Raw genomic sequence first — 26,644 nt, 5'->3', positions numbered from 1 at the left:
TCTGTCATATTCCAGCAGCTTTCGAAATGCGCCCCTGGTGCGCCCCCCGATGCGCACTAGCGTCCCTGGGCCATGGGACACCTGGACCACGCCACCTTCGGCTGGCTGACACCCGCGCTGTCGTACGCGATGGCCTGCATCGGCGCCGCCCTCGGGCTGCGCTGCACCGTGCGAGCGCTCGACGCGACCGGCCGGTCACGGCGCAACTGGCTGATCACCGCCGCCTCCGCGATCGGCACCGGCATCTGGACGATGCACTTCGTGGCGATGCTCGGATTCGGCGTGACGGGCACCGACATCCGCTACGACGTTCCGCTCACCCTCCTCAGCCTCGTCATGGCGATGGCCGTCGTCGGAGTCGGCGTCTTCGTCGTCGGCTACGGACGCGACCGGGTCCGTTCGCTCCTGACCGGCGGTCTGACCACGGGCGTCGGCGTGGCGAGCATGCACTACCTGGGCATGGCCGCGCTCCGGCTCCACGGTCAGGTGCGGTACGACCCGCTGCTCGTCGGACTCTCCGTCCTGATCGCCGTCGTCGCCGCCACGGCAGCCCTCTGGGCGGCGCTCAACATCCACGCGCCCGCGGCCGTGGCCGTCGCCTCGCTCGTGATGGGCGCGGCCGTCACCAGCATGCACTACACCGGAATGCTCGCCGTGCGGATCGAGGTCGTCCCCTCCGGGGCCCCTCTCCCGGGAGCCACGCTCATGCAGTTCGTCTTCCCCCTCGCCGTCGGCCTCGGCTCGTACCTGTTCATCACCTCCGCCTTCGTCGCCCTCACCCCGACGGCCGGTGAACGCGCCGCGTACGCCTCGGCCGGACGCCTCACCGAGCCGGACGAGCGCGCGGTCGACGTCGCACCCCCCGGCTTCCGCGCCGGAGAAGCTGCCCCCGCGCCCACGACCTGAGCCCACGACCTGATCCGACCCCCTGGCGCACCCGCGCCACGCCCCACCGCACCCGAGCACGGACACAGCCGGAACGAGGAGGCCATGCGAACTCCCCGCAGGACCAAGGACGCCGAGGCGGCCACGCCGCCACCGGCGGCCGCGCGCGGGCGGCGCGCACACGCGGGCCCGCCCGCCGACGAGCCGGGGGAGCGGCCCCCCGGGACCCCGCCGACCGCGGGGCGCACGGGCACCTCGACGCCGGGCGCCGCCGACGCGACCGCGCACACCTCGGGAGCGACCTCCGGACGGCCCCCGACGCGGCCCTCCGAACGCCCCGGGACCTCCGTCGGGCTTCCGCCGCCCGACGGGCACCGTGCCCGTTCCGCGTTCCACGCGCTGCGCCCCCGCTCGGTCCGCGCCAAGATCGTCTCGCTCCTGATGGTCCCGGTCGTCTCGCTCTTCGCCCTCTGGGGCTTCGCCACCGTCACCACCGCGCAGGACGTCGCCGACCTCCGCCGGCTCCAGCGCGTCGACGCCGAGGTCCGCGAACCCGTGACGGCCGCCCTCACCGCCCTCCAGGCCGAACGACGCGCCGCCGTACGCCAGGTCGCGGCGCCCGGCACCGCCCGGGCCGCCGAACTCGAGGACCGGATCCGCCGGACGGACGAGGCCGTCGCCCGGCTCCGCCTGGACGGCTCGCACACCGTCGGCGACACCGGGGACCTGCCCCACGACGTCGCCGTCCGGGTGGACGCGTTCGTCGGTGAGGTCGAGGGCCTCGCCCGGCTCCGTACCGCCGCGGCCGACGGGCGCGCCGACTGGGACCGGACGTACGAGGAGTACACGGACGCCATCTCCGCCGCCTTCGCGGTCGACGGCGCCCTCACCGGCGTCCAGGACGCCGAGCAGGGGTCCGACGCGCGCGTACTCCTCGAATTCGGCCGGGCCGGCGAGATGCTGTCCCGCGAGGACGCCCTCCTCACCTCCGCCCACCTCACCGGTCGGTTCTCCCCCGACCGGCTCCGCGACTTCTCCGGGGCCGTCGAGACCCGGCGCACCCTCGCCGAATCGTCCGCCGCCGACCTGCCCGCCGCCGCCCGCGCGGCCTGGACCCGCCTCTCCGCCGGCGGCGACCACGCCCGGCTGGTCCGGGCGGAGGACCGGGTCAGCGCCGCCGACCCCGGCCGCCCCGCCGCCCAGGCGGTCACCTCCACCGAGTGGGACGACGCCCTCGCGGCCGTTCACGACGGACTCGCCGCGATCGAGACCGACGCGCGCCGCGCGGCCGCCGACCGCTCCGACCCCCTCGCCGGCGTCCTCACGGCGAGCGGCGCGGCGGTCGTCCTCGGCCTCGCCGCCGTCGCCGCCTCGCTCGTCATCTCCGTGCGGATCGGCCGCGGCCTCGTCGTCGAGCTCGTCAGCCTCCGCAACACCGCCCTCGACATCGCGCGCCGCAAACTCCCCGCGGCCATGCGCCGGCTCCGCGCGGGCGAGGAGATCGACGTCCGGGCCGAAGCGCCGCCCGGACCCGCCTCCCAGGACGAGGTCGGCCAGGTCGGCGAGGCGCTCACCACCGTCCACCGCGCGGCGCTCTCCGCCGCCGTCGAACGCGCCGAACTCGCCAGCGGCATCTCCGGGGTGTTCGTCAACCTCGCCCGACGCAGCCAGGTCCTCGTCCACCGCCAGCTCAACCTCCTGGACAGCATGGAACGGCGCGCCGACGATCCCAACGAGCTCGGCGACCTCTTCCGGCTGGACCACCTCACCACCCGCATGCGGCGCCACGCGGAGAGCCTGATCATCCTCTCCGGAGCCGCCCCGGGACGCGCCTGGCGCACGCCCGTCCCCCTCACCGACGTCGTCCGCGCCGCCGTCTCCGAGATCGAGGACTACGCGCGCGTGGAGGTGCGCCGACTTCCCGAGACGGCCGTCGTCGGCGGAGCCGTCGCCGACCTCACCCACCTCTTGGCCGAACTCATCGAGAACGCCGCCCAGTTCTCCCCGCCCCACACCAAGGTCCGGGTCAGCGGTGAACCCGTCGGCAACGGCTACGCCCTGGAGATCGAGGACCGGGGGCTCGGCATGGGCAAGGAGTCCCTCGCCGAGGCGAACGCCCGCATCACCCGGTCCGAGGCCCTCGACCTCTTCGACAGCGACCGGCTCGGCCTCTTCGTGGTCAGCCGCCTCTCCTCCCGCCACGACATCAAGGTCCACCTGAGGACATCGCCCTACGGCGGTACGACCGCCGTCGTCCTGCTCCCGACCGATCTCCTCCAGGGCGCGCCGCCACCCGGCCGCGGCGCGCCGACGGCCGACTCCGGCACACCCCACGGCGGACCCCCGCGCGCGGGGAACCCCCGTACCCCCGCGCCGGAGGGGCCGGGTGCCGACGCCGCACGGAGCGGATTCCGGCCCGCAGGGGCCCGGCCCGGCGACGGCGAGCGCGCCGCGCGGGAGCGCGAGGAGGCGCACCGCGCCGAGGCCCGCCGCTTCGGCCGGCCCCGGATCGCGCAAGCCGTCCCGCCGGCCGCCCCGGCGCGTCCCGGAACCCCGCCCTCGCCCGCCGCGTCCGGACGCCGGGCCGACCCGCAGCCGGGAACGCGCCCCGCGGGCCTGCCCCCGCAGGCGGACGGAACGCCGTCCCCGGGGCCGTCACAGTCCCCTCCGGCCCCCCGCCCGCAGCAGCCGACGCGCCCGACCGCCGTGCCCGCACCCGGCCCCGCTCCCGCACCCGGCCCCGCTCCCGCACCCGGCCCCGCTCCTTCCTCCGCCCCCGCTCCTTCCTCCGCCTCCGCCGAAGTGACCGAACTCCGCCGCCGCAGCCCCTCCGTACCGGCGCCTCCGGCGGGGCAGCCGCCCGTCGCACCGGCCGTCCGGGACGAGACGGGGAGCGAACTGCCCCGACGCGTACGGCAGGCGAGTCTCGTTCCGCAGCTGCGCGAGGCACCCGCCCCGGCACCGGTGCCCGCACCGGTCGCACCCGGCACGGACGCGCGCACCCCGGAACAGGTCCGGGACCGCATGACGGCGTACCGGGACGGCTGGCAGCGGGGCGGCGGCGCCGCCCCGGGCGCCAGGCGACCCCTCGGCACGGGCTTCGGAACCGACACGGGCCACGGCCCCGGCCACGGCACCGCACCTCTCGACCCTCGCTCCGAAGGAGACGACGCATGATCGACCACGAGCGGATCCCGCACCACCGGTCCGGCGAACTGGACTGGCTCCTCGACGACCTCGTCATGCGGGTCCGCGAGGTCCGCCACACCGTGGTGCTCTCGAACGACGGACTCGCCGTGGGCGCCTCCAACGGGCTCAGCCGTGAGGACGCCGAGCACCTGGCCGCCATCGCCTCCGGCTTCCACAGCCTCGCCAAGGGCGCCGGACGGCAGTTCCACACCGGCGGAGTCCGCCAGACGATGGTCGAGATGGACGACGGCTTCCTCTTCGTCGCCGCGGCGGGAGACGGCTCCTGCCTCGCCGTCCTCAGCTCCGCTAGCGCCGACATCGGCCTCATCGCCTACGAGATGGCCCGGCTCGTGAAGCGCGTCGGCGAGCACCTGCACACCCCGCCGCGCCTCACGGTGACCCCGCCGGCCGCCGGCTGACCCGGAGAGAACGATGAACGACGACAGCACCGGCGACGGCCCGCCCGTACCGGGCAGTCAGTGGTACGACGCCGACGCGGGACCGCTCGTCCGCCCGTACGCCGTGACCGGAGGGCGGACCAAACCGGGCCCCAGCAACGTGCGGTTCGACCTCATCGCCCTCGTCGTCGTGGACGACGAGCCGCCCGGACCGGCGGAGGAAGCGCTCCTCGGCCCCGAGCACCGGTCCCTGCTGGCCCTGTGCCGGGCCGAGACCCAGTCGGTGGCCGAACTCGCCGCCGACGCCGACCTGCCCGTCGGGGTCGTCCGGGTCCTCCTCGGCGACCTCCTCGAATCGGGCTTCGTACGCGTCAGCCGACCCGTACCGCCCGCTCAGCTCCCTGACGAAAGAATCCTGAGGGAAGTAATCGATGGCCTACGAGCGCTCTGAGAGCACCGGCGCGGACGACGACGCGGACACCTCCGCCCTCGCGCTGAAGATCCTGGTCGCCGGCGGATTCGGCGTAGGGAAGACCACCCTCGTCGGCGCGGTCAGCGAGATCAGGCCCCTGCGCACGGAGGAACGGCTCAGCAGGGCCGGGGAACTCGTCGACGACACCGGAGGCGTCGACCAGAAGACCACCACGACCGTCGCCATGGACTTCGGCCGCATCACGATCCGCTCCGGGCTCTCGCTCTACCTCTTCGGCACGCCCGGCCAGGACCGGTTCTGGTTCCTCTGGGACGAACTGTCGCAGGGCGCCCTGGGGGCCGTCGTCCTCGCCGACACGCGGCGCCTGGAGGACTGCTTCCCGGCGGTCGACTACTTCGAACACCGGAAGATCCCCTTCGTGGTCGCGGTCAACTGCTTCACGGGCGCGCGTACGTACGGGGCGCACGACGTGTCCCGCGCCCTCGACCTGGACCGCGGCACGCCCGTCGTGCTGTGCGACGCGCGCGACCGCGACTCGGGGAAGGAAGTGCTGATCCGCCTGGTCGAACACGCCGGGCGGATGCACACCGCCCGGCTCCTGGACACGGTCGGCTGAGGAGGCGTCACCGCGTCCGCGGCACGCGCGGGCGTGATGTGGTGCTTGCCCTGTCCACGACAGTGCGTAAGGCTTGCGGCGATACGCGGACCACGACGGGACGGACCACGAAGGCCTTGAGGACCACCAAGGTCCTGGCCGAGGGGACGCAACCGCTAGGGGGAGGACCACTGATGGCGTTGGACAAGGAACTGGACTGGCTCCTGGACGACCTGACGCAGCGGGTCGGACACATACGACACGCGTTGGTGCTGTCGAACGACGGCCTGGTGACGGGCGCGAGCAGTGGACTCGTCCGCGAGGACGCCGAGCACCTGGCGGCCGTCTCCTCCGGTCTGCACAGCCTGGCGCGGGGCTCGGGGCGGCACTTCAGGGCGGGCCGGGCACGACAGACGATGGTGGAGTTCGACGACGCGCTGCTCTTCGTGACGGCGGCGGGCGAGGGCAGCTGCCTGTGCGTCCTGAGCGCGGCGGAGGCGGACGTCGGTCAGGTGGCGTACGAGATGACGCTGCTGGTCAACCGGGTCGGGGAACACCTCGGTGTGGCGGCGCGGCAGCCCGGCCTCCCGGGCGACGGCGTGCTCTGACACCGCTGCCCGAGAGGGGGTTGTCCACAGACCTTTTCCACAGTGAGTGCGACTGTCGTCACCCTGCGTTACGGTTTTCTGCGTGGGCCGCGGGGGCCCGCTGTCTGAGGAGAGCACGGACGCAGGGGGAGGGCCGCGAAATGGCGGTGGACGAAGGGGCGCGCACGGTGGCGCCGGGACGGGCCGCGCAGGAACTGGAACTGAGGCGCGACGAGCTCCGACTCGCGCTCCAGCTCGGCCTGGTGAGGACGGTGCCGGTCGGAGAGGGGGAGCGGCGGCGGGTCGAGCGGCGAGAGCTCGACCGACTCAGGGCCGCCCCGGACTTCCCCGCCGGCCTGCGCGAGCGGGTGCGCGCGGTCGGTACGAGGGAGGCCGCCGCCCTCCTCGGAATCACCGCCGACCGGTTCACCCGGCTGGCCCGGACGGGGCACGTCAGTCCGGTGCGGTTCTCGTTGAACCGCTACCGGACGGTGGTGTGGATGTATCTGGCCCAGGAGGTCGTCGAGCTCGGCCTCACCTGCCCTGCTCTCCTCACCGGGCGGCTGCCGCTGCACCTCCGCGAGCGTCTCGCGGCGCACGAGGACCGACGGGCGAGGAACTGGCGGGCGCGGCGGCTCGCCCTGTTGCTCCGGGCCACCGAGGACCCCTGGGCGCGGGCCGCCGCCATCGCCTCCCTGCTCGACCCGGTCCAGGTGGCCGAGGTCGTCGACGATCCGTACGAGCGCACGCACCTGGACCGGTTGCGCCCGCCCCCGCCCCCCGGGATGCCGGTGCCGCCGGTGGCGCGTGAGGTCGCCGAGCGGCTGACGCTGGCCGACGACCCGGACGAGATCCTCTGGCATCGACTGAGCCTCGCCCTGGCGCTGGACGAGGCGCGGGCGGAGCGACAGGCCCCGCGTCCCGGCGAGACGCGTGCGGAGGGAGTCGGTGCGTCGGCGTCGACGATGCCGACGGCTGGGCTGCTTCGGGCAGGGGCGGTTCCGATGGTGCCGGTTCGCGGGAAGGCGGTTCCGGAGGCGCCGGTTCGAGGGGAGGCGGTGACGGCGGCCTCGGGGGCCGCGGCCCCGGTGGTGACGGTCTCCGCTCCCGTGGGGCGGCCCATGGCGATCGGCCGGTCGGCGGGCCGTCCGGCGCGTGCGGGGCTCCTGGAGCGTTTCCGGAGGGGGAGGACGGCGGGCACGGCGCGGCCCCGACGACGGAGGCGTCCGACGGCCTGGCCCTGACGGGACGTTCTGACGTGCGGCCGGGGCGGGCGATGGAGAGGATGGGCCCATGCTGCTGGCACGTGTGGCGGAAGTGTCCCGGGAGGTCACCGCCGCCTCCGCGCGCTCGCGCAAGATCGCGCTGCTGGCCGAGCTGTTCGCCGGGGCCGAGCCCGACGAGAGCCCGCTCGTCATCGCGTATCTGTCCGGGCGGTTGCCGCAGGGGCGCATCGGGGTCGGATGGAGCGTCCTCAAGGACGTCGTCCCGCCGGCCGTTCCGCCTGCCGAGGGCTCCGCTCTCACGCTCGGGCAGGTCGACGCGACGATGGCGGAACTCGCCGCCGTCTCGGGCGCCGGGGCCCGCGCGGAGCGGAGCCGGCTCGTCCGCGGACTGTTCTCCGCCGCCACCCGCGACGAACAGGAACTCCTGGTGCGGTTGCTGACGGGAGAGGTGCGACAGGGGGCTCTCGACGCCATCGCTCTGGAGGGGGTCGCACGGGCCGCCGGGGTGCCCGCCCTCGAACTGAGGCGCGCCGTGATGCTCGAAGGCTCGTTGCCCCCGGTCGCCCGGGCCGTGCTGGCCGACGGGGCCGCCGCGCTGGAGCGGTTCACCCTGCGGGTCGGCAGTCCCGTGCAGCCCATGCTCGCCCACACCGCCGCTTCCGTCGCCGAGGCGATCGCCGACCTGGGGCCGTGCGCGGTCGAGGAGAAGCTCGACGGGATCCGCGTCCAGGTGCACCGGCGTGGTGACGACGTCCGGGTGTACACCCGTTCGCTCGACGACATCACCGACCGTCTTCCCGAGGTGGTCGCGACGGCCCGTGCGGTCGACGCCGACGGGTTCATTCTGGACGGCGAGGTGATCGCGCTCGATTCCGGGAGCGGTAGGCCCGTGTCCTTCCAGACGATCTCCGCCCGGGTGGGTTCCCGGGTCGACGTGGCCGGTGCGCGCGCCGTGCTTCCTCTCACGGCGGTCTTCTTCGACGTCCTCGCGAGGGAAGGGGAGGAACTGATCGACCGGCCGGGCCTGGAGCGGCACGCGGTCCTCGCCCGCCTGCTTCCGGAGTCGCAGCGGGTCCTCCGTGCCGTCGTCACCGATCCGGCCGATCCCGCGCAGACCGCGGCCGCCGAGCGGTTCTACGCGGACACCCTGGCACGGGGACACGAAGGCGTGCTCGTCAAGGCGCTGGAGGCGCCTTATGTGGCCGGTCGGCGGGGGCGCACCTGGTTGAAGGTGAAACCCGTCCACACCGTCGACCTCGTCGTGCTCGCCGTGGAACGGGGGCACGGCCGCAGAACCGGACTGCTCTCCAACCTCCACCTCGGCGCGCGGACCGCCGACGGCGGCTTCGTCATGCTCGGAAAGACCTTCAAGGGGCTCACCGACGAGATGCTGCGCTGGCAGACCGAGCGGCTCCGGGAGCTCGCCGTGTCGGACGACGGCCTCACCGTACGCGTACGGCCCGAACTCGTCGTGGAGATCGCGTACGACGGGCTTCAGGTCTCGACGCGCTACCCGGCGGGCGTCACGCTCCGCTTCGCCCGGGTCGTGCGCCACCGGCCCGACAAACGTGCCTCGGAGGCCGACACCGTCGAGCGCGTCGTCGGAGGCCGCTGACCGGGAGGGGCGGCCCTCGCGGGGCGGCCGCCCGCGAGGGATGCTGGAGGCGTGGCACGACGAGTGCCCGGCACGAGGAGCGCGTGGCAGCACGACAGGCCGGCGGGCCGCGAGGAGATGAGCGACGTGTACGACTTGCACATCGACACCGACGTCACCGTGCAGCTCAACGACTGCTGCAAGGAGGACGCCCAGGCCGTGTTCGACGTCCTCGACCGGGTCTACCAGATGGAGGACACGTCGACACCGCAACCCCAGTCGGCCACGGGGCCGGCCCCCACCGTCTGGACCGCCACCTTCGACACGGCCGGCGGACGGCACGAGGAGGTGGGGCCCGTCCACCTGACCGCCCCGGTCGGAGTCACGCTCACCGGCGGCTACCGCGCCGTCGACGAGGTCGAGAAGGTGCTCGCCACCGGCTTCGACATCCAGTCCCTGCAGGCCGTCTCCGGCGACCAGGAGACCGAGGCCCGGCTGTTGCTCGCGTCCCGCTGAGGGCGGGACGCGTGGACGCTCCGGGCGGCGCGGACGGGCGCCGCCCGGGGTTCTCGTGCGTCCGTGAGCGTGCGGAGGACCCCGCCGACATCCCCGGTATACACCGTGTGTAGAGTGCCTTCCGGCCGCGTGCGCCGCCCTGACCAGCGGTGACGGCCGTACCGAAGACACCACGGGGAAAGCGGGTCCACCATGTTCCGATCCAGGTCCGGCCGCGGCAAAGCGGTCGGCACGGCACTGCTCGCCGCGGTGTCGCTGATGCTGACGCTGGGTGGCTGCGGAGTCGACCCGGTCACTCCGCAGGACGCCCGGCAGGAGGGCGGCACGGACGACAAGGCGGGCGGCGCGCCCCGCCGCGTCGACTGCGCCCAGGTCAAGTGCATAGCCCTGACCTTCGACGCGGGGCCGGGCAAGGACACCCCTCATCTCCTCGACGTCCTCAAGGAGAAGCAGGTGCCCGCCACCTTCTTCCTCCTCGGCAGCAAGCACGTCGACCGCTATCCCGACGTGGTCAGGCGCATCGCCGACGAGGGCCACGAGGTCGCCAACCACACCTGGTCGCACCGGATCCTGACCGACCTCGACGAGTCGGAGATCCGTGACGAGCTCTCCCGCACCCAGGACGCCATAGAGAAGATCACCGGCCGGAAGCCCACCCTCATGCGCCCGCCGCAGGGCCGCACCGACGGCACGGTGTCCGACGTCAGCCGGGACCTCGGACTCGCCCAGGTCCTGTGGAGCATCACGGCCAAGGACTACTCCACCACCGACTCGGCGCTCATACGGCAGCGCGTGCTCGACAACGCGCACCGCGACGGGATCATCCTGCTCCACGACATCTACGACGGGACGGTGCCCGCCGTGCCCTCGATCATCGACGAGCTGAAGCAGCGGGGCTTCACGTTCGTGACGGTGCCGGAGCTCCTCGCGCCCGGCAAGGCCGAGCCCGGGACCGTCTACCGCCCCGAGAGGGACTGACGGAACCGGTGAAAACGGGTGAGGTGACTCACACCGCCCACCTGGGATGCCCCGGAACATTCGGGAAAGGTTTACCGTTCATATGTACGTGACCGCGAAGGGGTCCGGTCCCCAAGGTCCCCCCCCGAGAGGTGACCGCCCTTCGCCCCGTCACGGCAATCGGCCCCGGTTGGAATCCCCCGTCCAACCGGGGCTTTGTCGTTGCCCCGCGTCCGCCCGTCGGCCCCGCGTCCGTCCGTCGGCCCCGCGTCCGTCCGTCGGCCCCGCGTCCGTCCGTCGGCCCCGCGTCCGCCGGCCCTGCGTTCGCCCGTCAGCCGCGCGGCAGGGCGCCCGCCGGGTGGCGGAGGGCGGAAGTCAGCATCAGACCCGCACCACGGACGACGCTGGTGGACGGGTCCTTCGCCAGTCGGAGCCGGGCGCGCAGGAGGTGGGCGAGGCGCCCCGTCACGTTGAGCCGCAGGGCGCCGCCGCCGGTCACCAGGACGCCCCGGCGCAGCGCCCCCCGAACGGCGCCGGTGCGGTCGTGCCGCCACAGGTCGCCCACCAGGTCGGCGGTCGTCGTGGCGATCGCGTCCGGTGCGCTCCCCGGGTCCGGAAGGTCGTCGAGGCCCACTTCGGCCTGCCGGGCGTCCTCGACGAGGCCGTCCACGACGAGCGTGACCTCCGTCAGCTGGGCGCCGAGGTCGACGACCAGCAGAGGGCCCCCGCCGGCCGGTGCCGCGTAGGCGGCCGCCGCGCGGGCGCTGTCCACGGCGACGACCCGCACCGGGCCGAGGCCGTCCACCATCCGTTTCGCCGCCGCCCGCTCCTGCGGACCCGCGAGGACCGGATGGGTCAGCATGACGACGGTGTCCTGCCCGTCGCCGCCCGGTGCCGCGGCGGCCAGTCGCCGGAGCAGGCGGAGCTGGGAGTCGGGATCGACCACGCGGCCGCGACGTACCGGACCGCTCGGCACGTCCGCGAAGACGCCCGCTCCCGGCGCCCAGGCGCGGGTCCGGGAACTGCCGATGTCGAGGGCGATCCCGCGCACCGGTCGCCCCGTGCCCCGGCCGCCCGCCGCTGCTGCTCCGAACGATCCCATCGCTTCCGCCCCATTCCTCCGCACCTGCTGATTGCGAGGTTGATATGGCACATCACTATGCAATATCCCTGGCGGAAGCACCATGACGCTTTGGGATCGAAGAAGTGGGGTGAGGGGGTGGGTCAGCCCTCGGTGCCGAGCCACAGGTCGGGACCGAACACCTCGTAGTGGATGTCCGCCGCCGCGACGCCCCGGCCGAGGAGGTCGCCGCGCACCGCGCGCAGGAAGGGCAGCGGCCCGCACAGGTAGGCGGTGGTGCCCGCCGGGAGGTCGAGGAGCGTGACGTCCGCCCGGCCCGGCCGGGCGCCGGACCCGCCCGGCTCCTCGTACCAGAGGTGCAGCGTCCCCTGCGGCAGCGCGTCCACGAGTCGCCGCAGCTCGCCGGCGTGCGCGTGGGAGGCGGGGGCGCGGTCGGCGTGCACCACGACGACCGGGCGGTTCGACCCGGTGGCGGCCAGGTGGTCGAGCATCGCCAGCATGGGGGTGCTGCCGATTCCGGCGGAGGCGAGCAGCAGGGGACCCTCGCCCTCGGGCAGGACCAGGTCGCCGAAGGGGGCCGAGACCTCCAGGGTGTCGCCCGCGGCGGCGTGGGCGTGCAGCCAGGAGGAGACCTCGCCCGCCGGGTCGCCGTCGACCCGCTTCACCGTGATCCGCCACTGCGGGTGTCCGGGGGCGGTGGACAGGCTGTACTGGCGGATCTGCCGGGCGCCGTCGGGCAGGGCGACCTGGACGCTCACGTACTGGCCCGGCCGGAAGGGGCCCGTGGGGGTCCCGTCGGCGTTCCGCAGGGCGAAGGAGGCCGTGTCGGCCGTCTCCTCCCGCCGTTCGGTGACCTCCATCGTCCGCCAGACCTGGCCCTCGGCGACACCGGCCTCCTGGTAGAGGCGGGCCTCCACGGCGATGAGCGCGTTCGCCATCAGCCAGTAGACCTCGTCCCAGGCCTGGGCGGCCTCGGCGGTCACCGCGTCGCCGAGCACCTCCACGATCGCGGCGAAGAGGTGCTCGTGCACGATCTTGTACTGCTCGGAGGTGACGCCGAGCGAGGCGTGCTTGTGCGCGATCCGGGAGAGCGCGGCGTCGGGGCGGCTGTCCGGGTTCTCCAGCAGGGTGACGGCGAAGGCGGCTATGGAGCCGGCGAGCGCCTTCCGCTGGTCGCCGTTGGCCTGGTTGCCCCGGTTGAACAGGTCCCGCAGCAGCTCGGGACGGGCGGCGAAGAGGCGACCGTAGAAGCGCTCGGTGATCTCGTCGAGCGCGCCTCCGACGGCGGGCAGGGTGGCGCGGACGACCGGGACGGCCTGCTCGGACAGCATGGGACTCTCAATCTGGTAGATGATCTACGTATTAAAAGGCGTGCGGGTGCTCCGGGGGAGCGGGCGCCGTCAGTGTGATCGCGCCGGGCGCGGGCCGAGGGTCAGCAGCAGCGGACCGGTCGGCGACTCCACGAGTTCCGCCACGGTCAACGGATCCAGCACCCGGTAGAAGGCCTCCTGCGCCTCGCGCAGCGCTCCGCGCAGCCGGCACGCGGAGCGCAGCGGGCACGGCGGATCGCCCTCGCAGGCGACGACCTCCTCCTCGCCCTCCAGGGTCCGGGCCAGCCAGCCCACCGAAGAACGCCGCCCCGGCTCCGTCAGGACCAGGCCGCCGCCCCGCCCGCGCCGTGCCTCGACCACGCCGAGGTGCTGGAGCCGGGTGACCACCTTCGCCATGTGGGCGTAGGGCACGTCCATCGACTCCGCCACCTCGCGGGTGGTGACGGACTCCTCGGGTGCGGTGACCGCCAGGCGCATCACGGCACGGAGCGCCAGGTCGGTGAACTTCGTCAGCCTCACGGCCCGACCGTATCAAAGACGTATTTTGGATACGTATTAGGGAGGCGGTTCTCGCCGCTGCCGTCGCCGCCACAGCCACCACCCGCCCGTGACCAGGCAGCTCGCCGCCAGGACGATCCCGACCAAGGGCCATCGCCCGCCCGCGATCCGGGTGTCGGTGGCGATGACCAGGAGCAGGGCGACCGCCGGCAGCATCATCGATCCCAGCGCGCGCAGCCCCGCCACGGCCATGGCGGGATCGACCCGGATGCCCCGTGGGGTGCGGGGGTCGCGCGAGCCGACGTAGAAGACGGTGGCCCGGTCGACCAGTCGGTTGGTGGCGCGGTTGTACGAGAACGCCATGTACGGCAGCCAGACGAGCGGGGCCACCTGGCCCACGAGGAACACGCAGCCGACGAGCGCCCACTGGCCGATCCGGGTCCGTCGCCCGACCTTCTCGTCGGAGGGCGTGAGCAGTCCGAGCAGCCAGGCCATGCGCAGCACCAGATCGCGGAACGTGGCCGTCCGGCCCCGCCGGTTCTCCGGCCGAGGACTGTCGGGGGTGGCGGCGAGGGCGGCCCGGGCCGCCGCGGTGTCCGCGTACACCCCTTGCAGGACGAGCAGTTCGGCCGCGCGCTCCGGATCCGTGGTGTCGCGTCCTTCGGTGGCGGCGAGTTCGAGCACGATGCGCGCCTGGGACAGGAGGGCTCCGCAGAACGCCACGGGGACGAGGATCAGGAAGGGGCCGCCGACGAAGGAACCCTCCGCCGTGACCCTCCGGCGTCCCCGTGTGACGACGAGGTCCCGCAGGGCCGACGCGTCGGCGTCGGGATGGGCCGCACGGAGGCGTCCCACCGAGGGCCCCGCCCCGGGGCCGAGGTGGCGCAGGGCGAAGAAGGCGAGCGTTTCCGGAAGCCTCCCGGGCTCCGCCGCGATCTCCCGCAGCAGGGAACCCCTGAGTCCGTCGCCACGCCCGCCTCCGCCGGCTCCGGTGTGCCGCCGCCTCGTCCGCCGCTTGTGGAGTCTCAGGACAGGACCTTGGCCTTGGCCTTCTCGAACTCCTCGGCCGTGATGGCGCCCTTCGCCTTGAGGTCGGCGAGCCGAGTCAGTTCGTCGGCGGCTCCGCCGCCCCCGCCCGGCGCACCGGCGGTCTTGCGGATGTAGTCCTGGAACGCCGCCTCGCTCTCCTTCATCTGCTTGACGTCCCGCTGCCCCATGCCCTTGCCGCGTGCGATGACGTACACCAGCACGCCGAGGTACGGGAGCACGATGCAGAAGATCAGCCAGCCGGCCTTGCCCCAGCCGCCGAGCGAGTGGTCACGGAAGATGTCGGTGACCACCTTGAACAGCAGGAAGAGCCACATGATCCAGAGGAAGAACCACAGCATCGTCCAGAAGAGGTTGAGGAGGGGGTAGTCGTCCATTCCTGCGCACTCCGTTCCCGTGCGGCCGGTGGGAGGCCCGGCGATGCAGCGAGTCTCACCCGTTCCCCACGCGTCCGCACGTCGTGGCCGCCCCGCGTGCGGGCCCTCCGCCGCCGTGTTCGGATGGAGGCCCGCGGTCCGCCGGAGCGGGAGCGGGAAGGGTTCGGGTCAGGCGCCGCGCAGGGCGGCCAGCGCGCGGTCCGCGTGCGCGCTCATCCGCAGTTCGCTGCGGACGACCTCGAGGATCCGCCGGTCCCGGCCGATCACGAAGGTGACCCGCTTCGTCGGGGCCAGCGAGAACCCGCGCCTCACGCCGAACCGTTCCCGTACGGCACCGTCCGTGTCGGACAGCAGGGGGTAGCCGAGCGAGTGCCGCTCGGCGAACTCCTGCTGCCGCTCCACCCCGTCGGAGCTGATGCCGACGGGCAGGGCGCCGACGGCGCGGAACTCGGCCGCGAGGTCACGGAAGTGACAGGCCTCGGCGGTGCAGCCCGGTGTGAGGGCCGCCGGGTAGAAGAAGAGGACGACCGGGCCTTCGGAGAGCAGGCCGGTCAGCGAGCGCGGAGCGCCCGTCTCGTCCGGAAGGGTGAAGTCCTCGGCGAGGTCTCCGACGTTCATTTCAGGCCGCCCGATCCGTCCCTGTGTCGCCCCCGGTGCCTCCGGCGGCCGGGCGGTGACGTTACCGCAGAGTAGAGGCGGCGTCATCCCTCCGCGGGACCGCGCTCCGCGCGCCGGCGCGCCGGTCGAGCACGGTGAGGGCGCGCTCGCCCCAGCGCAGGTTCTCCTCCTCGAAGAACCGCCCGCGCATCAGGGTGAGGTACGGGCCGACCCGCTCCGCCTCACTCAGATAGGTGTCCTCGTCCCGGCCGTCGAGCATCCACTCGCGCAACCGGTCGTAGCGGGCCAGCTTCGCCCGGGCCGTCTCCATCCGCCGGGCCACGAACTCGCGGACGGCCGCGGTGTCGCCCTCGTCGCAGGCCTGCACCTGCACCATCAGTTCGTCGCGGACGGCGCTCGGGCGCGGCGGTGTCGTCGTGTAGGCGACCAGATCCTGTCTGCCGGACTCGGTGAGGCTGAACATCCTCTTGTTGGGGCGCCGTTCCTGCTCCACCACGCGGGCCGTGATCAGACCTGCCTCGGCGAGCCGCTCCAGTTCGCGGTAGAGCTGCTGCGGCGTGGCGGCCCAGAAGTTGGCGACGGACACGTCGAAGATCTTGGCCAGGTCGTATCCGGAGGCCTCGCCCTCCAGGAGAGCTGCGAGGACGGCGTGCTTGAGCGACATCCGGACACGCTAGCAGCACGTTGAATAGTTTCCTCCGCACCTAATCAACCGGCGGAGGACCCCGCGCCGGACGGGGGATCCTCGCTGGCACGTCCGTCCGGCGCCTGTCTAGGGTGGAGAGGGGCAGGCCGCGGGGGAGCAGATCCGAGGGGCAGCACGATGGACAGCGACTCGTTCGTCTACACCACCTACATCCGGACCACCCCCGAGGAGCTCTGGCAGGCGCTCACCGACCCGGAGCTCACGCGCCGCTACTGGGGCGTCGCCTTCGAGTCGGAGTGGACCCCGGGCGCGCCGATGGTCTGGGACGAGAACGGCCACAGGACCGAGGACCCCGAGCAGGTCGTCCTCGAGGCCGAGCCCGGCCGCGTCCTCTCGTACACCTGGCACACCTTCACCCCGGCCTGGGCGGAGGCGGTCCGCCTCGAGGAGGAGGTGTACGAGGGCCTCGTCCGCGAGCGCCGGTCCCGGGTCACCTTCGTGATCGAGCCGTCCGGCGACATGGTCAAACTCACGGTCACCCACGGGGACCTGGAGCCCGACGGCGCCATCAAGGCGCTGATCGGCGAGGGCTGGCCCGCGCTGATCTCCAGCCTCAAGTCCCTTCTGGAGACAGGCGAGGAGCTTCCGGAACCGGCCCGCTGACCCATTCGAGTCGTCTCGCCCCCGACTCCGCCGCCACGCCCGGTACATTGATCATCTTTTTCTCCTCCCATCCGGTTTGATGCTGCGGTCGGCACCGTCCGCCGACGTCACCGCATGAAGGAGGAGATGTCCGACGTGTCGTCACGCCGATACGCACGGGGGTGGGGAGCCCTCTCCCTCGCCGTCGGAGCCGTCCTCGTCAGCACGGCGGCCCAGTCGCCGGACCGGGACTCCGAGGGCGAGTCGTGGGCCGCCGGCTCCCGCGACGCCACCGCCGTCGTCGCGGTGGACGGCTGCGCCGGCGGGGGCCTCTGCTCCGGCCCGCGCCACTCGGTCGTCCTCGGCGGGGACCGCGTCCTCACGGGCCGCCCGTTCACGCTCGGTCCCCGGGCCACCGGGCCCGTGGAGCTCGCGCTCCGCACCCCCGGCGTGCTCGCCGACGTCACCGTCACCGACCGGCGCGGCCGCCGGATCGCCGGAACGCAGAGCGCGGACCACACCCGGTGGACCAGCGCCGCACCCCTGCCGGCCGGAGCCCGGTACGCCGCCCGGCTCGTCGTCGACGGGACGGGGACGGGCGGCGCGCGCCGCGCGCGTCTCGACTTCCGGACCGCCCCGATGCCCGCCGGGGAGCGGCTGACCGTCACCTTCGGGCCCGGGGACGGCGGCACGTACGGGGTGGGCCGGCCGATCACCGCCGAACTCAGCCGGCCCGTGCCGGAGGACGCCCCCGAAGCCCGCCGCGCCGTGGAACGGGCCCTCGACGTGCGGTCCGAACCCCACGTCGACGGCGCCTGGCACTGGGTCGACTCCGCCACCCTCCACTACCGGCCCCGTACCTACTGGCCCGCCCACGCCACGATCCGCGTCCACAGCGGCCTCGACGGGGCCCACATCGGCGGCGGTCTCTACGGCGGCCCCTCACGCCCCCTCACGTTCACCACGGGCGCCCGGATCGAGGCCGTCACCGACGTCTCCGCCCACCGGATGACCGTCTTCCGCGACGGGGAACCCCTGCGCACCCTCCCGGTCACCACCGGCAAGCCCGGCTACCGGACCCGAGGCGGCATCAAGGTCGTCCTCGGCAAGGAGCCCCTCGTCCGCATGCGGGGCGACACCATCGGCATCACCCGCGGCAGCACCGATTTCTACGACCTCGAGGTCCGCTGGGCCACCCGGGTGACCTGGAGCGGCGAGTACCTGCACGCGGCGCCCTGGTCGCTGGACGCCCAGGGCAACGAGGACGTCAGCCACGGCTGCACGGGCATGAGCACCGAGGACGCCGCCTGGCTCTTCCACACGGTGCGCGAGGGGGACCTCGTACGGGTCGTCAACGGCTACGGGAAGCCCATGACGCCCTTCGACAACGGATTCGGAGACTGGAACCTCAGCTGGTCCGAATGGCTCCGGGGCAGCGCCCTCGCCACGGACGCCACCGGCCCCGCCCCCGGGCCGCTCGCGGGTGCCCTGGACCCGGCACTCTGAACGAACCGGCCAGTCCCTCCCGACCGCCCTTCGGCGTCACCGGCCCCTCACACCCGTCCGCCGCCCGGAGTGTCCGAGGAGAGCCGCTGTGCCGCGTAGATCGGGATCACCGAGAGCAGGACGAGCGCCGCCGCCACCACGTTCACCACCGGGGCCTGCTGAGGGCGGGTCATGTTGTTGAAGATCCACACCGGCAGGGTCTGCACCCCGGGGCCCGCCGTGAACGTCGTCACCACGATCTCGTCGAAGGACAGCGCGAAGGCGAGCAGCCCGCCCGCGAGCAGCGCCGAGCGGAGCAGCGGGAACGTGATGTCCCGGAAGGCGCGGAACGTGTGCGCCCCCAGGTCCATCGCGGCCTCCTCGTACGAGCCGGGCAGCCGCCGCAACCGCGCCACCACGTTGTTGAAGACGACCACGATGCAGAAGGTGGCGTGGCCCACGACCACCGTGAACATCCCCAGGCCGACGCCGAGGGGTTCCAGGACCGTGCCGAAGGCCGAGTTGAGCGCGATGCCCGTGACGATGCCGGGCAGCGCGATCGGCAGCACCACCGCGAAGGAGACGGCCTCCCGCCCGAAGAAGGCGTACCGCTGCACGGCGAAGGCGAGGAGCGTGCCGAGCACCAGGGCCACCGCCGTCGCCGCGACCCCCGCCCGGACCGAGGTCCACAGCGCCTCGCGGGCGCCCTCGTTGTCCCAGGCCGCCGCCCACCAGTCGAGCGTGAGGCCGGGCGGCGGCCAGCTCGCCGAGCGGTCCGGGTTGAGCGAGCCGAGCAGGACGAGCAGCAGCGGCAGGTAGATCGCCGCGAAGCCGAGGCCGGCCGCGGTGCGCAGCGCGATCCGCGCGGGACGGGAGAGGTTCATCGGTCGCGGTCCTTCCGGCCGGTCACAGGCTGCGCAGCGCACCGGAGCGCCGCACCGCGAGGAGGTACACCACGATGACGGCGACCGGCACGGTGCCGAGCGCGGCCGCCAGCGGCAGGTTCAGGGTGACGTTGGAGTAGACGAGGTTGCCGATCAGCTGGGTCTTGCCGCCGACGATCTGCACGGTGATGTAGTCGCCGAGGCTCAGGGAGAAGGTGAAGACGGAGCCCGCGGCCACCGCCGGCCACACCAGCGGCAGCACCACCGAGACGAAGGTCCGCCCGGTCCTCGCCCCGAGGTCCGCCGAGGCGTTCAGGAGGTTGTCGGGGAGCTGGGCGAGCGCGGTGTGGATCGGCAGCGCCATGTAGGGCAGCCAGAGGTACGTCAGGACGAGCACCGTCGCCGTGAGCCCGTACCCCGGTCCGCTGAGGCCGAAGGGCCGCAGCGCCCAGTCGAGCGGCCCCCCTTCGGAGAGGATGAGCCGCCACGCGTACACCTTCACGAGGTAACCGGCCCACAGGGGCATGAGCAGCGCGACCACGAACAGCGGGCGGCGGCGCGGGTGCGCGACGCGCGCCGTGTAGAAGGCGAGAGGGAAGGCGATGACGGCGCAGAGCGCGGTCACGGCCAGGGCGACGCCGACGGTGCGCAGGGCGACCGTGCGGTAGACGGGGGAGCCGACGAGTTCCTCGAAGTTCGCCGTGGTCCAGATCCGGACGACCTCGGAGGTGAAGCTGTCGGTCGACCAGAAGGCGGAGAGGAACAGGGCCGCGAGGGAGCCGAGGTAGGCGAGGACCAGCCAGAGCAGCGGGGCGGTGAGCAGGGCGGCGAGGCGCAGCCGGGGCCGCCGGTGCAGGGCCCCGGCGAGCCGCCGGACGGCACCGCGGCCGGGGCCGGCGGCTCGCCGCGCGGACTCGGGGGAGAGCCCGGGGGTGAGTGCGGTCATGGCGCCGGGGTCAGCCCTTGATCTCGTTCCAGGCCTGGACCCACTGGGCGTACGGCACGCAGCGCGCGTCCGTCCGGCCGTCCAGGCACTGCTCGATGGGCGTGGTCCAGAAGTGGACCCGCTTCCAGTAGGCCTCGTCGGTGGCGTGGAAGACGGCGCAGTGGTTCTTGTCGGCGGTCTCGGCGCACGACTTCGCGTTGGCCGGTGCCTCTCCGAAGTACTCGGCGACCTGTGCGTTGGTCTTCGGCGAGACGATCCAGTCGAGCCACTTGTAGGCGCAGGTGGGGTGCTTGGCCTTGGCGGAGACCATCCAGGTGTCGGACCAGCCGGTGGAGCCCTCCTTCGGCAGGACCGCGTCGACCTTCGCCCCCTCGGACGCGGCGAGGTTGGCGATCACCTGCCAGCTGGTGCCGACGACCGAGTCGCCGCTCTTGAAGGCGGAGATCTCCTTGAGGTAGTCGCTCCAGTACTCGCCGATGTGCGCGTTCTGCTCCTTGAGCAGGGCCACGGCGGCGTCGAACTGCTTCTCGTCGAGGGCGTAGGGGTTCTCGATGCCCAGTTCGGGCTTGGTCGCCTTGAGGTAGAGGGCGGCGTCCGCGAGGTAGATGGGGGAGTCGTAGGCGGTGACCTTGCCGCTGTGCGCCGAGGCCTTGTCGAAGACGGCGGACCAGGAGTCGGGGGCCGGCCTCACCTTCTCCGTGTCGTACATGAGGAGGTTGGCGCCGCGGCCGTGCGGGATGCCGTAGGCGACGCCCTTGACGGAGTTCCACTCCTTGTTCTTGAGCCCGGCGAAGACGTCGGCGTAGTTCGGCACGAGCGCGGTGTTCACGGGGGCGGCGTCGCCGGAGGCGATGAGGCGGAGGGAGGCGTCGCCGGAGGCGGAGACGGCGTCGTAGGCGCCGGTCTTCATCAGCGAGACCATCTCGTCGGAGGTCGCGGCGGTCTTGACGTTGACCTGACAGCCGGTCTGCTTCTCGAAGGCGCTGACCCAGTCGACCTTCGGGTCGTTCGAGCCGTCCTCGACGTATCCGGCCCAGGCGATCAGATCGACCTCGCCCTCGGCCTTGCCGAGCGCCGTCGGTGCCTTCAGATCGGGCGGGTTGAGGCCGCCGGACTTCCCGGACCCCGCCGGGTCGGCCGATCCGCAGGCGGTGACGAGGAGCAGCCCGGAGAGGGCGGCTGCGGTCAGGAGGGAGCGGTGCGGGCGCACGTGGTTCTCCGTTGCGTGAGGGGACGGGGACGTGGGGGAGCGGGGCGTGACGGGGGATCGGGGAGCTTTCGGGCGCTTACGGGGTCTCGGGGACGCGCACGGCGTGGTCCGGGTGCCACTGGAGGCCGATCCGGGCGCCCCGGAAGGCGGCGAGGTCGGCGGAGGAGGTCTCCAGGTTCTGCTGGAGGGCGGTGAGCCGGCCGCCGCCGTCGAGGTCGACCAGGAAGCGGGTGGAGTCGCCGAGGTAGACGACCTCCGCGACCGTGCCGGCGGCGGTGGAGTGCCCGGGGTCGCCGGGTGCCTCGTGGTCGGGGAGGATCCGGATCTTCTCCGGGCGGATGCTGTACGTGCCCGCCGTCCCGACCACCTGTCGGGCGGTCTCCCCGGTCAGCAGGTTGGAGGTGCCGACGAAACCGGCCACGAAGGGGGTCGCGGGACGCTCGTAGATCTCGGCGGGGGCGGCGACCTGTTCGATCCGGCCCTGGTGGAAGACGGCGATCCGGTCGCTCATCGTCAGGGCCTCCTCCTGGTCGTGGGTGACGAAGACGAAGGTGATGCCGACCTCCCGCTGGATCTCCTTGAGTTCGACCTGCATGCGCTCGCGGAGCTTGAGGTCGAGTGCGCCGAGGGGCTCGTCGAGGAGCAGCACGCGGGGGCGGCCGACGAGCGCGCGGGCCAGGGCGACCCGCTGGCGCTGGCCGCCGGAGAGCTCGGCGGGCCGGCGCCTGCCGAGGCCTTCGAGGCCGACCTGCGCGAGGGCGGCCCGGGCGCGCACCAGGCGTTCGGCGCGGGGCACGCCGCGGACCTTCAGGCCGTAGGCGACGTTCTGTTCGACCGTCATGTGCGGGAAGAGCGCGTAGTCCTGGAAGACGGTGTGCACGTCCCGTTCGAAGGGGGCCAGCCGGGTGACGTCGCGGCCCGCCAGCTCGACGGTCCCGGCGGTCGGCGCCTCGAAGCCGGCGATCATCCGCAGCACGGTCGTCTTCCCGGAGCCGGAGGGGCCGAGCATCGAGAAGAACTCGCCGTCCGCGATCTCCAGGTCCACCCCGGCCACGGCTTCGGTCCCGCCGTAGGTCTTGCGCAGTCCCGTCAGCCGGATCGCCATTCCCTCCATGGGCGGGAACCTTTCTGGTGCGGTGGAGCGTTGCTCGGGTGTGGGCGTAAACATATGAAGTCATAGTTCAAATCTCAAGACCCCTTTAAGGTAAAGCCTGAGTCAACGCCCGACGCGCGAGGTGGTTAACCGTGAGACCGAACGGCAGGCCGGACGAGGCAGGCGGCGCGGCCGGGACCGGCGCGGCCCGCAGGGCCGTCTTCACCCCCGTCGACACCCGGGCCCGGGTCGACACCGTCGTCCGCCGCATCGGCGACGCCATCGAGCTCGGACTCCTCGCCGACGGGGAGCAACTGCCCGGCGAGACCGAACTCGCCGGACAGCTCGGCGTCTCCACCGTCACCCTGCGCGAAGCCCTCATGGCCCTGCGGCAGCAAGGCCTCGTCACCACCCGCAGGGGCCGCGGCGGCGGCAGCTTCGTCACCCTGCCCGACGACCCGCCGCAGGAGCGGCTGCGCGCCCGCCTCGCCGGCTGGTCCACCGAGGAGCTCCGCGACCTCGGCGACCACTGGGCCGCGGTCTCCGGCGCCGCCGCCCTGCTCGCCGCCCGCCGCACCCAGCCCGGAGACCTGCGCCCCCTCATCCGTACGGTCGAGGAACTCTCCGCCGCCGGAGACCCGGCCACCCGCAGCAGGCTCTACGGCCGCTTCCACGTCGAACTCGCCGCCGCCGCCCAGTCCGCCCGCCTCACCCGCGAGGAGATCGCCCTCCAGACGGACCTGGGCGCACTCCTCTGCCTCGTCCTCGACGACCCGGTCCACCTCGGCAATGTGTCGGATCGTCACCGCGCCGTGATCTCCGCCGTGCAGGATGAGGCCGACGAGCGGGCCAGAACGCTCGCCGAGACCTGCGTACGGGAGTCAGTGGGGCGGCTGATCGCGCTGCGCCTCGGCACCCCCGGCCGCGCAACCGAGCCCGAGGAGGACACGCATGGGCAGGAGCACCGGGCTCGCGGGCCCCACGGGGGCCGTCGCTGACACGGATCCGGTCGACGCGGTCGTCGGCCGCGTCCGGGACACCCTCGAAGAGGTCTTCGCCGCCGTCGCCGAGACCGGCACCGACACGGGCGCCCTGCTCGCCGGGGCGACCGGAGCGGGCCGCGGGCCCGCAGTCGCCGACCTGACCGCGCTGCGCCCCGGACTGCACGCCCGGCTCGCGGCCCATCCGCTGGTCTCGGGCGTCGGCTTCGTCGCCGCCCCCGGGCTCCTCACCGACGTACCGGGCTGGCTGGAATGGTGGCAGCGCGGCCCCGACGGAGCCGTCCGCCCGCTCCTCCTCGACCTCGACCCGGAGCACTCCGCCTACTCCGACTACACCCACTGGGACTGGTACACCCTGCCCCGCGAGACCGGACGCCGGGCCGTCGCAGGCCCCTACGTGGACTACCTGTGCTCCGACGAGTACGGCCTCACCCTCTCCGCGCCGGTCACCCTCGGCGGCCGGTTCGTGGGCGTGACCGCCGCCGACGTCTACCTGCGGCACTTCGAAGCGGCCGTCCTCCCCGTGCTGCAGCGACTGCCCGCACCGGCCCGGCTCGTCAACGCGCGGGGCCGGGTCGCCGCCTCCACCGACCCGGCCCATCTCGCCGGATCCCTCACCAGGGGCCCCGACTTCGCCGCCGTCCTCGCCGGCCCGCCGGCCGAACACCGCACCGCCGGCCTGCGCCTGCTGCCCTGCGGGGACACGCCGCTCGTCCTGGTCATGGCGGACGGCTGAGCCGCCGGGGCCCCGGCGGCCCTTCCGGCCGCCCAGGCCTGTGGAACCTCGCGAGACGGCCCGGGCGTACGCGCGGGCGCACCATCCCCGGGCGGAGGAGGCCGGGGCCCACGCGACGTACCCCGTGGGGAGGCGGGCGGAGTTGGGGTGGACGACCCGCTGGACCTGGACGCGGGACGGCGTCCTGGTGCCCCGGCCGCTGGACGTGCGGATCGACCGGCAGGGGCGCGTCTCCCGGCTCGACGTGACGCCCGGGCCCACGCGACCGGACCCGGAGGCGTCCGCTCCCGTGCCTTCGGAACGAGCAGGTGACGTCGCGCCTCCCGCCGCTCACACGCTCGCCAGGAGGCCGTCGAGCGGCGCCGGCACCCGGTCGGCGTCCAGGGCCTCCACCAGGAGGGTGCCGTAGCGGATCTTGCGGCCCTTCTTCGTGCCGAGGAAGCGCCGCAGCTGCCGGTGCCGGGGCCGGCCGTGCTGGGCGGGCTGGGTCAGGAAGGTCTGCCAGGGGCGCAGGTCGCCCTCCCTCCGGATGATCTCCTCGACCTTCGCCGGGCCCAGCGCGCGGATGAGCTCGTCCTCCAGGTCCGCCACACAGACGAAGAAGTCCTCGCGGGGGGCTCCGGCCCGCAGCAGGCCCCGCTCGTAGAAGCCCCGCTCGCGCTCGTCGCACAGACCCGTCAGGCGCAGGCCGAGACCGGGCGGTCCGAGCAGTTCGGCGTAGCGGGCGACGCTCATCGCCCCGCCCATGGACACCACGCACACGCCTTCCGCGGCGAGGTCCCGGCCGCGCCGCGCGGCCAGCGTCCCGACGGCCGCGAAGTCGCTCGGGCCCTCCAGGAGCACCGCCGTGCGCAGCCCCAGTGCCACGGCCAGCCCCCGCGCCGTGTCCCCGTCGGAACCACCGGCCGCCCAGCGGCCCACCTCGTCCCGGAACGCCTTCGTGTCCGCCGCTGCCCTCGTGTCCGTCATGGGGGCGAGTCTGCCCGTCCACCGGCCGGCGGGGCAGCGAATATCCGACCGGGCGCCTTCCCTCAGTCGTTCACGGCCGTGAGGAGCACCACCGCGTCCTCCAGCGCCGTCAGCCCGTGCCGTTCCTTGGGGATCATCCGCAGCGTGCCGGACCGCAGTTCCTCGGACCGCCCGGCCGCCGTCAGGCTCACCCGGCCCCGCAGCACCTGGAGGCTCGCGGCCGGCGGCGCGTTGTGCTCGTCCAGGGACGTGCCCGAGGTCAGGGCGATGACGGTCTGCCGCAGCACCCCGTCGTGCATCACCAGATGGGCGCTGCGCCCGTGCGGCGCCGTACGGGCCGCGGTCAGGTGTTCGTCGGCGAGGGCGGTGAGGTCCAGCATCATGACTCTCCCTGCGGGATGCGCGGGCGGATACCCCCAGCCTCCCGTGTGACGTCCCGGACGCAACTCGGGACCGCCGGTCGCCCGGAGACCACCACGAGCCCGCCGGCGACGACGCACGCCCCCGCGGCGAGCAGAGCGGCCGACCAGCCGTGCGCCCCGTACAGCCAGGCCCCGGCGAGGGAGCCGAGGGCCCCGCCGCCGAACGTGGCCAGCATGAAGACCGTGTTGACCCGGGCCGCCACCGCCCGGCCGATCCCGAAGATCCGCGCCTGACCGGCCACCTGGCACGAGCTGACCCCGACCACCAGCAGGTTCGCCCCGGCCACCAGGGCCACGGGGGCGTACGGGGCGAGTCCGGCCGCCGCGAGGCCGAGCCCCGCGCACACCAGCCCCCCGGCGTTCACCGCAGGGGCCCCGTACCGGTCGGTCAGCGGCCCCGCCGCCGCCGAGAGCAACGCCGCCGGCAGGGTCAGCACCCCGAAGAGGCCCACCGCCCCCGGCCCGTACCCGAGCGGCGGGGCCGCCAGGTGGAAGGCGAGCACCGACCAGAAGACGCTGGACGCCGCGAAGACGCACGCCCCGAGCAGCGCCGGGATCCGCAGCTCCCGGTGGACCGCGAGGAGCCGCGGAAGCCCGGCCAGGAGCCCGGCGTACGAGGTGTCCCCCCGCGACCCCAGCCGTTCGGGCAGCCGGCGGGGGAGCACGGGGAGCAGCGCCGCCGTCGCCACGGCCGCCACCGCGTAGGCCGTCCGCCAGCTGCCGCTCGCGTCGGCCACGGCGCCCGAGACCGTACGGGAGAGCGTCGATCCCAGCGTCAGGCCCAGACCCACCAGACCCACGACCCGCCCCTGCCGTCCGGGGCCGGCGAGCACCGCCGCCACCGGGGTGAGGATCTGCGGCAGCACCGTCGTGGTGGAGAGCGCGAGGGTCGCGAGCGTCAGGGTGACCACGTCGGGCGCCGCCGCCGCGACGAGCAGGGCGGCACAGGTCAGGGCGAGCAGCACCGAGGTGAGGCGGCGCAGCCGCGCGGAGTCGGCGAGCGGCACGAGCAGCAGGATGCCGAGCGCGTACCCGATCTGGGTGGCCGAGGCGATCGCCCCCGCCGTCCGCTCCGACACGTCCAGGCCGCGCGCCACGGCGGCGAGCAGCGGCTGCGGGAAGTAGATGTTGGCCACGGCGACCGCTCCCGCCACGGCGAGGAGCAGGACGTTCACGTGCGGGGCGGAGGCGGCGGGGGCGGAGGTGCGTGGGACCACGGAGGCCCTTCCGTACGGGGGAGGGGGACGCCCCCAGGCTCCCGGCCGCCACCCCGGCCGA

Annotated in this window: 28 protein-coding genes; 14 read left to right on the top strand and 14 right to left on the bottom strand. The window is 73.7% G+C overall.

What is annotated here, in order from left to right; all coding sequences use genetic code 11:
- The first annotated feature begins 72 nt into the window (after nucleotides 1–72).
- From IE180_RS18955 to IE180_RS18910, 10 genes are all read left to right on the top strand, one after another.
- A complete protein-coding gene (locus tag IE180_RS18955) occupies nucleotides 73–906 on the top strand; it encodes an MHYT domain-containing protein (protein WP_190158081.1) in 834 nt (277 codons plus the stop codon).
- 84 nt (nucleotides 907–990) lie between these two features.
- Complete coding sequence (locus IE180_RS18950) at nucleotides 991–4,062, top strand: sensor histidine kinase (RefSeq protein ID WP_190158080.1); 3,072 nt, start codon at nucleotides 991–993, stop codon at nucleotides 4,060–4,062.
- Nucleotides 4,059–4,493 (top strand): roadblock/LC7 domain-containing protein, encoded by a 435-nt coding sequence (locus tag IE180_RS18945; protein ID WP_190158079.1) that lies wholly within the window; start codon nucleotides 4,059–4,061, stop codon nucleotides 4,491–4,493. Before IE180_RS18950 ends, IE180_RS18945 begins: the two co-directional genes overlap by 4 nt.
- A 13-nt stretch (nucleotides 4,494–4,506) precedes the next feature.
- Nucleotides 4,507–4,923, top strand: coding sequence for a DUF742 domain-containing protein (locus IE180_RS18940; protein ID WP_190158078.1), 417 nt, complete (start codon nucleotides 4,507–4,509; stop codon nucleotides 4,921–4,923).
- Nucleotides 4,904–5,521 carry a GTP-binding protein gene (locus tag IE180_RS18935; protein WP_190158077.1) on the top strand — a complete coding sequence of 206 codons (618 nt, stop codon included), beginning with the start codon at nucleotides 4,904–4,906 and terminating at the stop codon, nucleotides 5,519–5,521. The genes IE180_RS18940 and IE180_RS18935 overlap by 20 nt, the downstream gene beginning before the upstream one ends.
- A gap of 173 nt (nucleotides 5,522–5,694) precedes the next feature.
- Nucleotides 5,695–6,108, top strand: a complete 414-nt coding sequence (locus tag IE180_RS18930; protein WP_123458100.1) for a roadblock/LC7 domain-containing protein — start codon at nucleotides 5,695–5,697, stop codon at nucleotides 6,106–6,108.
- 140 nt (nucleotides 6,109–6,248) lie between these two features.
- The gene (locus IE180_RS37215) at nucleotides 6,249–7,331 is read left to right on the top strand and encodes a DUF6397 family protein (protein WP_190158076.1); all 1,083 of its coding nucleotides are present in this window, start codon (nucleotides 6,249–6,251) and stop codon (nucleotides 7,329–7,331) included.
- A gap of 49 nt (nucleotides 7,332–7,380) precedes the next feature.
- The gene (locus IE180_RS18920) at nucleotides 7,381–8,928 is read left to right on the top strand and encodes an ATP-dependent DNA ligase (protein WP_190158075.1); all 1,548 of its coding nucleotides are present in this window, start codon (nucleotides 7,381–7,383) and stop codon (nucleotides 8,926–8,928) included.
- A gap of 51 nt (nucleotides 8,929–8,979) precedes the next feature.
- Nucleotides 8,980–9,423: a hypothetical protein gene (locus IE180_RS18915; protein ID WP_229860610.1), complete on the top strand. Its 444-nt coding sequence runs from the start codon at nucleotides 8,980–8,982 to the stop codon at nucleotides 9,421–9,423.
- Nucleotides 9,424–9,615: 192 nt separating this feature from the next.
- Nucleotides 9,616–10,401, top strand: a complete 786-nt coding sequence (locus IE180_RS18910) for a polysaccharide deacetylase family protein (RefSeq protein ID WP_190158074.1) — start codon at nucleotides 9,616–9,618, stop codon at nucleotides 10,399–10,401.
- A gap of 310 nt (nucleotides 10,402–10,711) precedes the next feature.
- Here IE180_RS18910 and IE180_RS18905 read toward each other — a convergent pair whose 3' ends face one another.
- The 7 genes from IE180_RS18905 to IE180_RS18875 all read right to left on the bottom strand — a co-directional run bounded on the left by IE180_RS18905 (nucleotide 10,712) and on the right by IE180_RS18875 (nucleotide 15,996).
- Nucleotides 10,712–11,482 carry a rod shape-determining protein gene (locus IE180_RS18905; RefSeq protein ID WP_190158073.1) on the bottom strand — a complete coding sequence of 257 codons (771 nt, stop codon included), beginning with the start codon at nucleotides 11,480–11,482 and terminating at the stop codon, nucleotides 10,712–10,714.
- Nucleotides 11,483–11,604: 122 nt separating this feature from the next.
- A complete protein-coding gene (locus tag IE180_RS18900) occupies nucleotides 11,605–12,792 on the bottom strand; it encodes a globin domain-containing protein (RefSeq protein ID WP_190158072.1) in 1,188 nt (395 codons plus the stop codon).
- A 69-nt stretch (nucleotides 12,793–12,861) separates the two neighbouring features.
- Entirely contained in the window at nucleotides 12,862–13,311 is a 450-nt protein-coding gene (locus IE180_RS18895; protein ID WP_190158071.1) for an RrF2 family transcriptional regulator, read from the bottom strand.
- A gap of 36 nt (nucleotides 13,312–13,347) precedes the next feature.
- Nucleotides 13,348–14,145, bottom strand: a complete 798-nt coding sequence (locus tag IE180_RS18890; RefSeq protein WP_190158070.1) for a hypothetical protein — start codon at nucleotides 14,143–14,145, stop codon at nucleotides 13,348–13,350.
- A gap of 170 nt (nucleotides 14,146–14,315) precedes the next feature.
- A complete protein-coding gene (locus IE180_RS18885) occupies nucleotides 14,316–14,714 on the bottom strand; it encodes an SHOCT domain-containing protein (protein WP_190158069.1) in 399 nt (132 codons plus the stop codon).
- Nucleotides 14,715–14,882: 168 nt separating this feature from the next.
- Nucleotides 14,883–15,332, bottom strand: coding sequence for a peroxiredoxin (locus tag IE180_RS18880; protein WP_190158068.1), 450 nt, complete (start codon nucleotides 15,330–15,332; stop codon nucleotides 14,883–14,885).
- Between the two features lie 61 nt (nucleotides 15,333–15,393).
- Nucleotides 15,394–15,996 carry a PadR family transcriptional regulator gene (locus IE180_RS18875; RefSeq protein ID WP_190158067.1) on the bottom strand — a complete coding sequence of 201 codons (603 nt, stop codon included), beginning with the start codon at nucleotides 15,994–15,996 and terminating at the stop codon, nucleotides 15,394–15,396.
- Nucleotides 15,997–16,155: 159 nt separating this feature from the next.
- Between IE180_RS18875 and IE180_RS18870 the strand changes: the two genes are divergently transcribed.
- Entirely contained in the window at nucleotides 16,156–16,641 is a 486-nt protein-coding gene (locus IE180_RS18870; RefSeq protein ID WP_190158066.1) for an SRPBCC family protein, read from the top strand.
- Nucleotides 16,642–16,776: 135 nt separating this feature from the next.
- Nucleotides 16,777–18,126, top strand: a complete 1,350-nt coding sequence (locus IE180_RS18865) for a L,D-transpeptidase (protein WP_229860607.1) — start codon at nucleotides 16,777–16,779, stop codon at nucleotides 18,124–18,126.
- Nucleotides 18,127–18,173: 47 nt separating this feature from the next.
- On the opposite strand, the gene IE180_RS18860 is transcribed toward IE180_RS18865, so the two are convergent.
- The 4 genes from IE180_RS18860 to IE180_RS18845 all read right to left on the bottom strand — a co-directional run bounded on the left by IE180_RS18860 (nucleotide 18,174) and on the right by IE180_RS18845 (nucleotide 22,259).
- The gene (locus tag IE180_RS18860) at nucleotides 18,174–18,989 is read right to left on the bottom strand and encodes an ABC transporter permease (RefSeq protein WP_190158064.1); all 816 of its coding nucleotides are present in this window, start codon (nucleotides 18,987–18,989) and stop codon (nucleotides 18,174–18,176) included.
- A 22-nt stretch (nucleotides 18,990–19,011) separates the two neighbouring features.
- A complete protein-coding gene (locus IE180_RS18855; protein WP_229860605.1) occupies nucleotides 19,012–19,935 on the bottom strand; it encodes an ABC transporter permease in 924 nt (307 codons plus the stop codon).
- A 10-nt stretch (nucleotides 19,936–19,945) separates the two neighbouring features.
- Nucleotides 19,946–21,145, bottom strand: coding sequence for an ABC transporter substrate-binding protein (locus tag IE180_RS18850; protein WP_190158063.1), 1,200 nt, complete (start codon nucleotides 21,143–21,145; stop codon nucleotides 19,946–19,948).
- Between the two features lie 76 nt (nucleotides 21,146–21,221).
- Nucleotides 21,222–22,259, bottom strand: a complete 1,038-nt coding sequence (locus IE180_RS18845; protein ID WP_190158062.1) for an ABC transporter ATP-binding protein — start codon at nucleotides 22,257–22,259, stop codon at nucleotides 21,222–21,224.
- Nucleotides 22,260–22,390: 131 nt separating this feature from the next.
- Between IE180_RS18845 and IE180_RS18840 the strand changes: the two genes are divergently transcribed.
- Together IE180_RS18840 and IE180_RS18835 are read left to right on the top strand one after the other, a co-directional pair.
- The gene (locus IE180_RS18840) at nucleotides 22,391–23,236 is read left to right on the top strand and encodes a FadR/GntR family transcriptional regulator (protein ID WP_190158061.1); all 846 of its coding nucleotides are present in this window, start codon (nucleotides 22,391–22,393) and stop codon (nucleotides 23,234–23,236) included.
- Entirely contained in the window at nucleotides 23,190–23,975 is a 786-nt protein-coding gene (locus tag IE180_RS18835; RefSeq protein WP_190158060.1) for a cache domain-containing protein, read from the top strand. Before IE180_RS18840 ends, IE180_RS18835 begins: the two co-directional genes overlap by 47 nt.
- Before the next feature lie 330 nt (nucleotides 23,976–24,305).
- Here IE180_RS18835 and IE180_RS18830 read toward each other — a convergent pair whose 3' ends face one another.
- The 3 genes from IE180_RS18830 to IE180_RS37210 all read right to left on the bottom strand — a co-directional run bounded on the left by IE180_RS18830 (nucleotide 24,306) and on the right by IE180_RS37210 (nucleotide 26,583).
- Entirely contained in the window at nucleotides 24,306–24,944 is a 639-nt protein-coding gene (locus tag IE180_RS18830; RefSeq protein WP_190158059.1) for a TOPRIM nucleotidyl transferase/hydrolase domain-containing protein, read from the bottom strand.
- A gap of 62 nt (nucleotides 24,945–25,006) precedes the next feature.
- Nucleotides 25,007–25,324 carry a cupin domain-containing protein gene (locus tag IE180_RS18825; RefSeq protein ID WP_190158269.1) on the bottom strand — a complete coding sequence of 106 codons (318 nt, stop codon included), beginning with the start codon at nucleotides 25,322–25,324 and terminating at the stop codon, nucleotides 25,007–25,009.
- On the bottom strand, nucleotides 25,324–26,583 hold the full coding sequence (locus IE180_RS37210; protein WP_190158058.1) for an MFS transporter: 1,260 nt from the start codon (nucleotides 26,581–26,583) through the stop codon (nucleotides 25,324–25,326). Before IE180_RS37210 ends, IE180_RS18825 begins: the two co-directional genes overlap by 1 nt.
- Between the last annotated feature and the right edge of the window lie 61 nt (nucleotides 26,584–26,644).

Origin of the sequence: Streptomyces litmocidini (assembly GCF_014649755.1) — a bacterium.
Lineage (GTDB): Bacteria > Actinomycetota > Actinomycetes > Streptomycetales > Streptomycetaceae > Streptomyces > Streptomyces litmocidini.
This window is presented reverse-complemented; position numbering and strand designations above follow the sequence as displayed.

Coding starts and splice junctions, on each gene's coding strand:
- IE180_RS18955 (WP_190158081.1), top strand. CDS start 73: ATGGGACACCTGGACCACGCCACCTTCGGCTGGCTGACACCCGCGCTG.
- IE180_RS18950 (WP_190158080.1), top strand. CDS start 991: ATGCGAACTCCCCGCAGGACCAAGGACGCCGAGGCGGCCACGCCGCCA.
- IE180_RS18945 (WP_190158079.1), top strand. CDS start 4,059: ATGATCGACCACGAGCGGATCCCGCACCACCGGTCCGGCGAACTGGAC.
- IE180_RS18940 (WP_190158078.1), top strand. CDS start 4,507: ATGAACGACGACAGCACCGGCGACGGCCCGCCCGTACCGGGCAGTCAG.
- IE180_RS18935 (WP_190158077.1), top strand. CDS start 4,904: ATGGCCTACGAGCGCTCTGAGAGCACCGGCGCGGACGACGACGCGGAC.
- IE180_RS18930 (WP_123458100.1), top strand. CDS start 5,695: ATGGCGTTGGACAAGGAACTGGACTGGCTCCTGGACGACCTGACGCAG.
- IE180_RS37215 (WP_190158076.1), top strand. CDS start 6,249: ATGGCGGTGGACGAAGGGGCGCGCACGGTGGCGCCGGGACGGGCCGCG.
- IE180_RS18920 (WP_190158075.1), top strand. CDS start 7,381: ATGCTGCTGGCACGTGTGGCGGAAGTGTCCCGGGAGGTCACCGCCGCC.
- IE180_RS18910 (WP_190158074.1), top strand. CDS start 9,616: ATGTTCCGATCCAGGTCCGGCCGCGGCAAAGCGGTCGGCACGGCACTG.
- IE180_RS18905 (WP_190158073.1), bottom strand. CDS start 11,482: ATGGGATCGTTCGGAGCAGCAGCGGCGGGCGGCCGGGGCACGGGGCGA.
- IE180_RS18900 (WP_190158072.1), bottom strand. CDS start 12,792: ATGCTGTCCGAGCAGGCCGTCCCGGTCGTCCGCGCCACCCTGCCCGCC.
- IE180_RS18885 (WP_190158069.1), bottom strand. CDS start 14,714: ATGGACGACTACCCCCTCCTCAACCTCTTCTGGACGATGCTGTGGTTC.
- IE180_RS18880 (WP_190158068.1), bottom strand. CDS start 15,332: ATGAACGTCGGAGACCTCGCCGAGGACTTCACCCTTCCGGACGAGACG.
- IE180_RS18875 (WP_190158067.1), bottom strand. CDS start 15,996: ATGTCGCTCAAGCACGCCGTCCTCGCAGCTCTCCTGGAGGGCGAGGCC.
- IE180_RS18870 (WP_190158066.1), top strand. CDS start 16,156: ATGGACAGCGACTCGTTCGTCTACACCACCTACATCCGGACCACCCCC.
- IE180_RS18860 (WP_190158064.1), bottom strand. CDS start 18,989: ATGAACCTCTCCCGTCCCGCGCGGATCGCGCTGCGCACCGCGGCCGGC.
- IE180_RS18855 (WP_229860605.1), bottom strand. CDS start 19,935: ATGACCGCACTCACCCCCGGGCTCTCCCCCGAGTCCGCGCGGCGAGCC.
- IE180_RS18845 (WP_190158062.1), bottom strand. CDS start 22,259: ATGGAGGGAATGGCGATCCGGCTGACGGGACTGCGCAAGACCTACGGC.
- IE180_RS18835 (WP_190158060.1), top strand. CDS start 23,190: ATGGGCAGGAGCACCGGGCTCGCGGGCCCCACGGGGGCCGTCGCTGAC.
- IE180_RS18830 (WP_190158059.1), bottom strand. CDS start 24,944: ATGACGGACACGAGGGCAGCGGCGGACACGAAGGCGTTCCGGGACGAG.
- IE180_RS18825 (WP_190158269.1), bottom strand. CDS start 25,324: ATGCTGGACCTCACCGCCCTCGCCGACGAACACCTGACCGCGGCCCGT.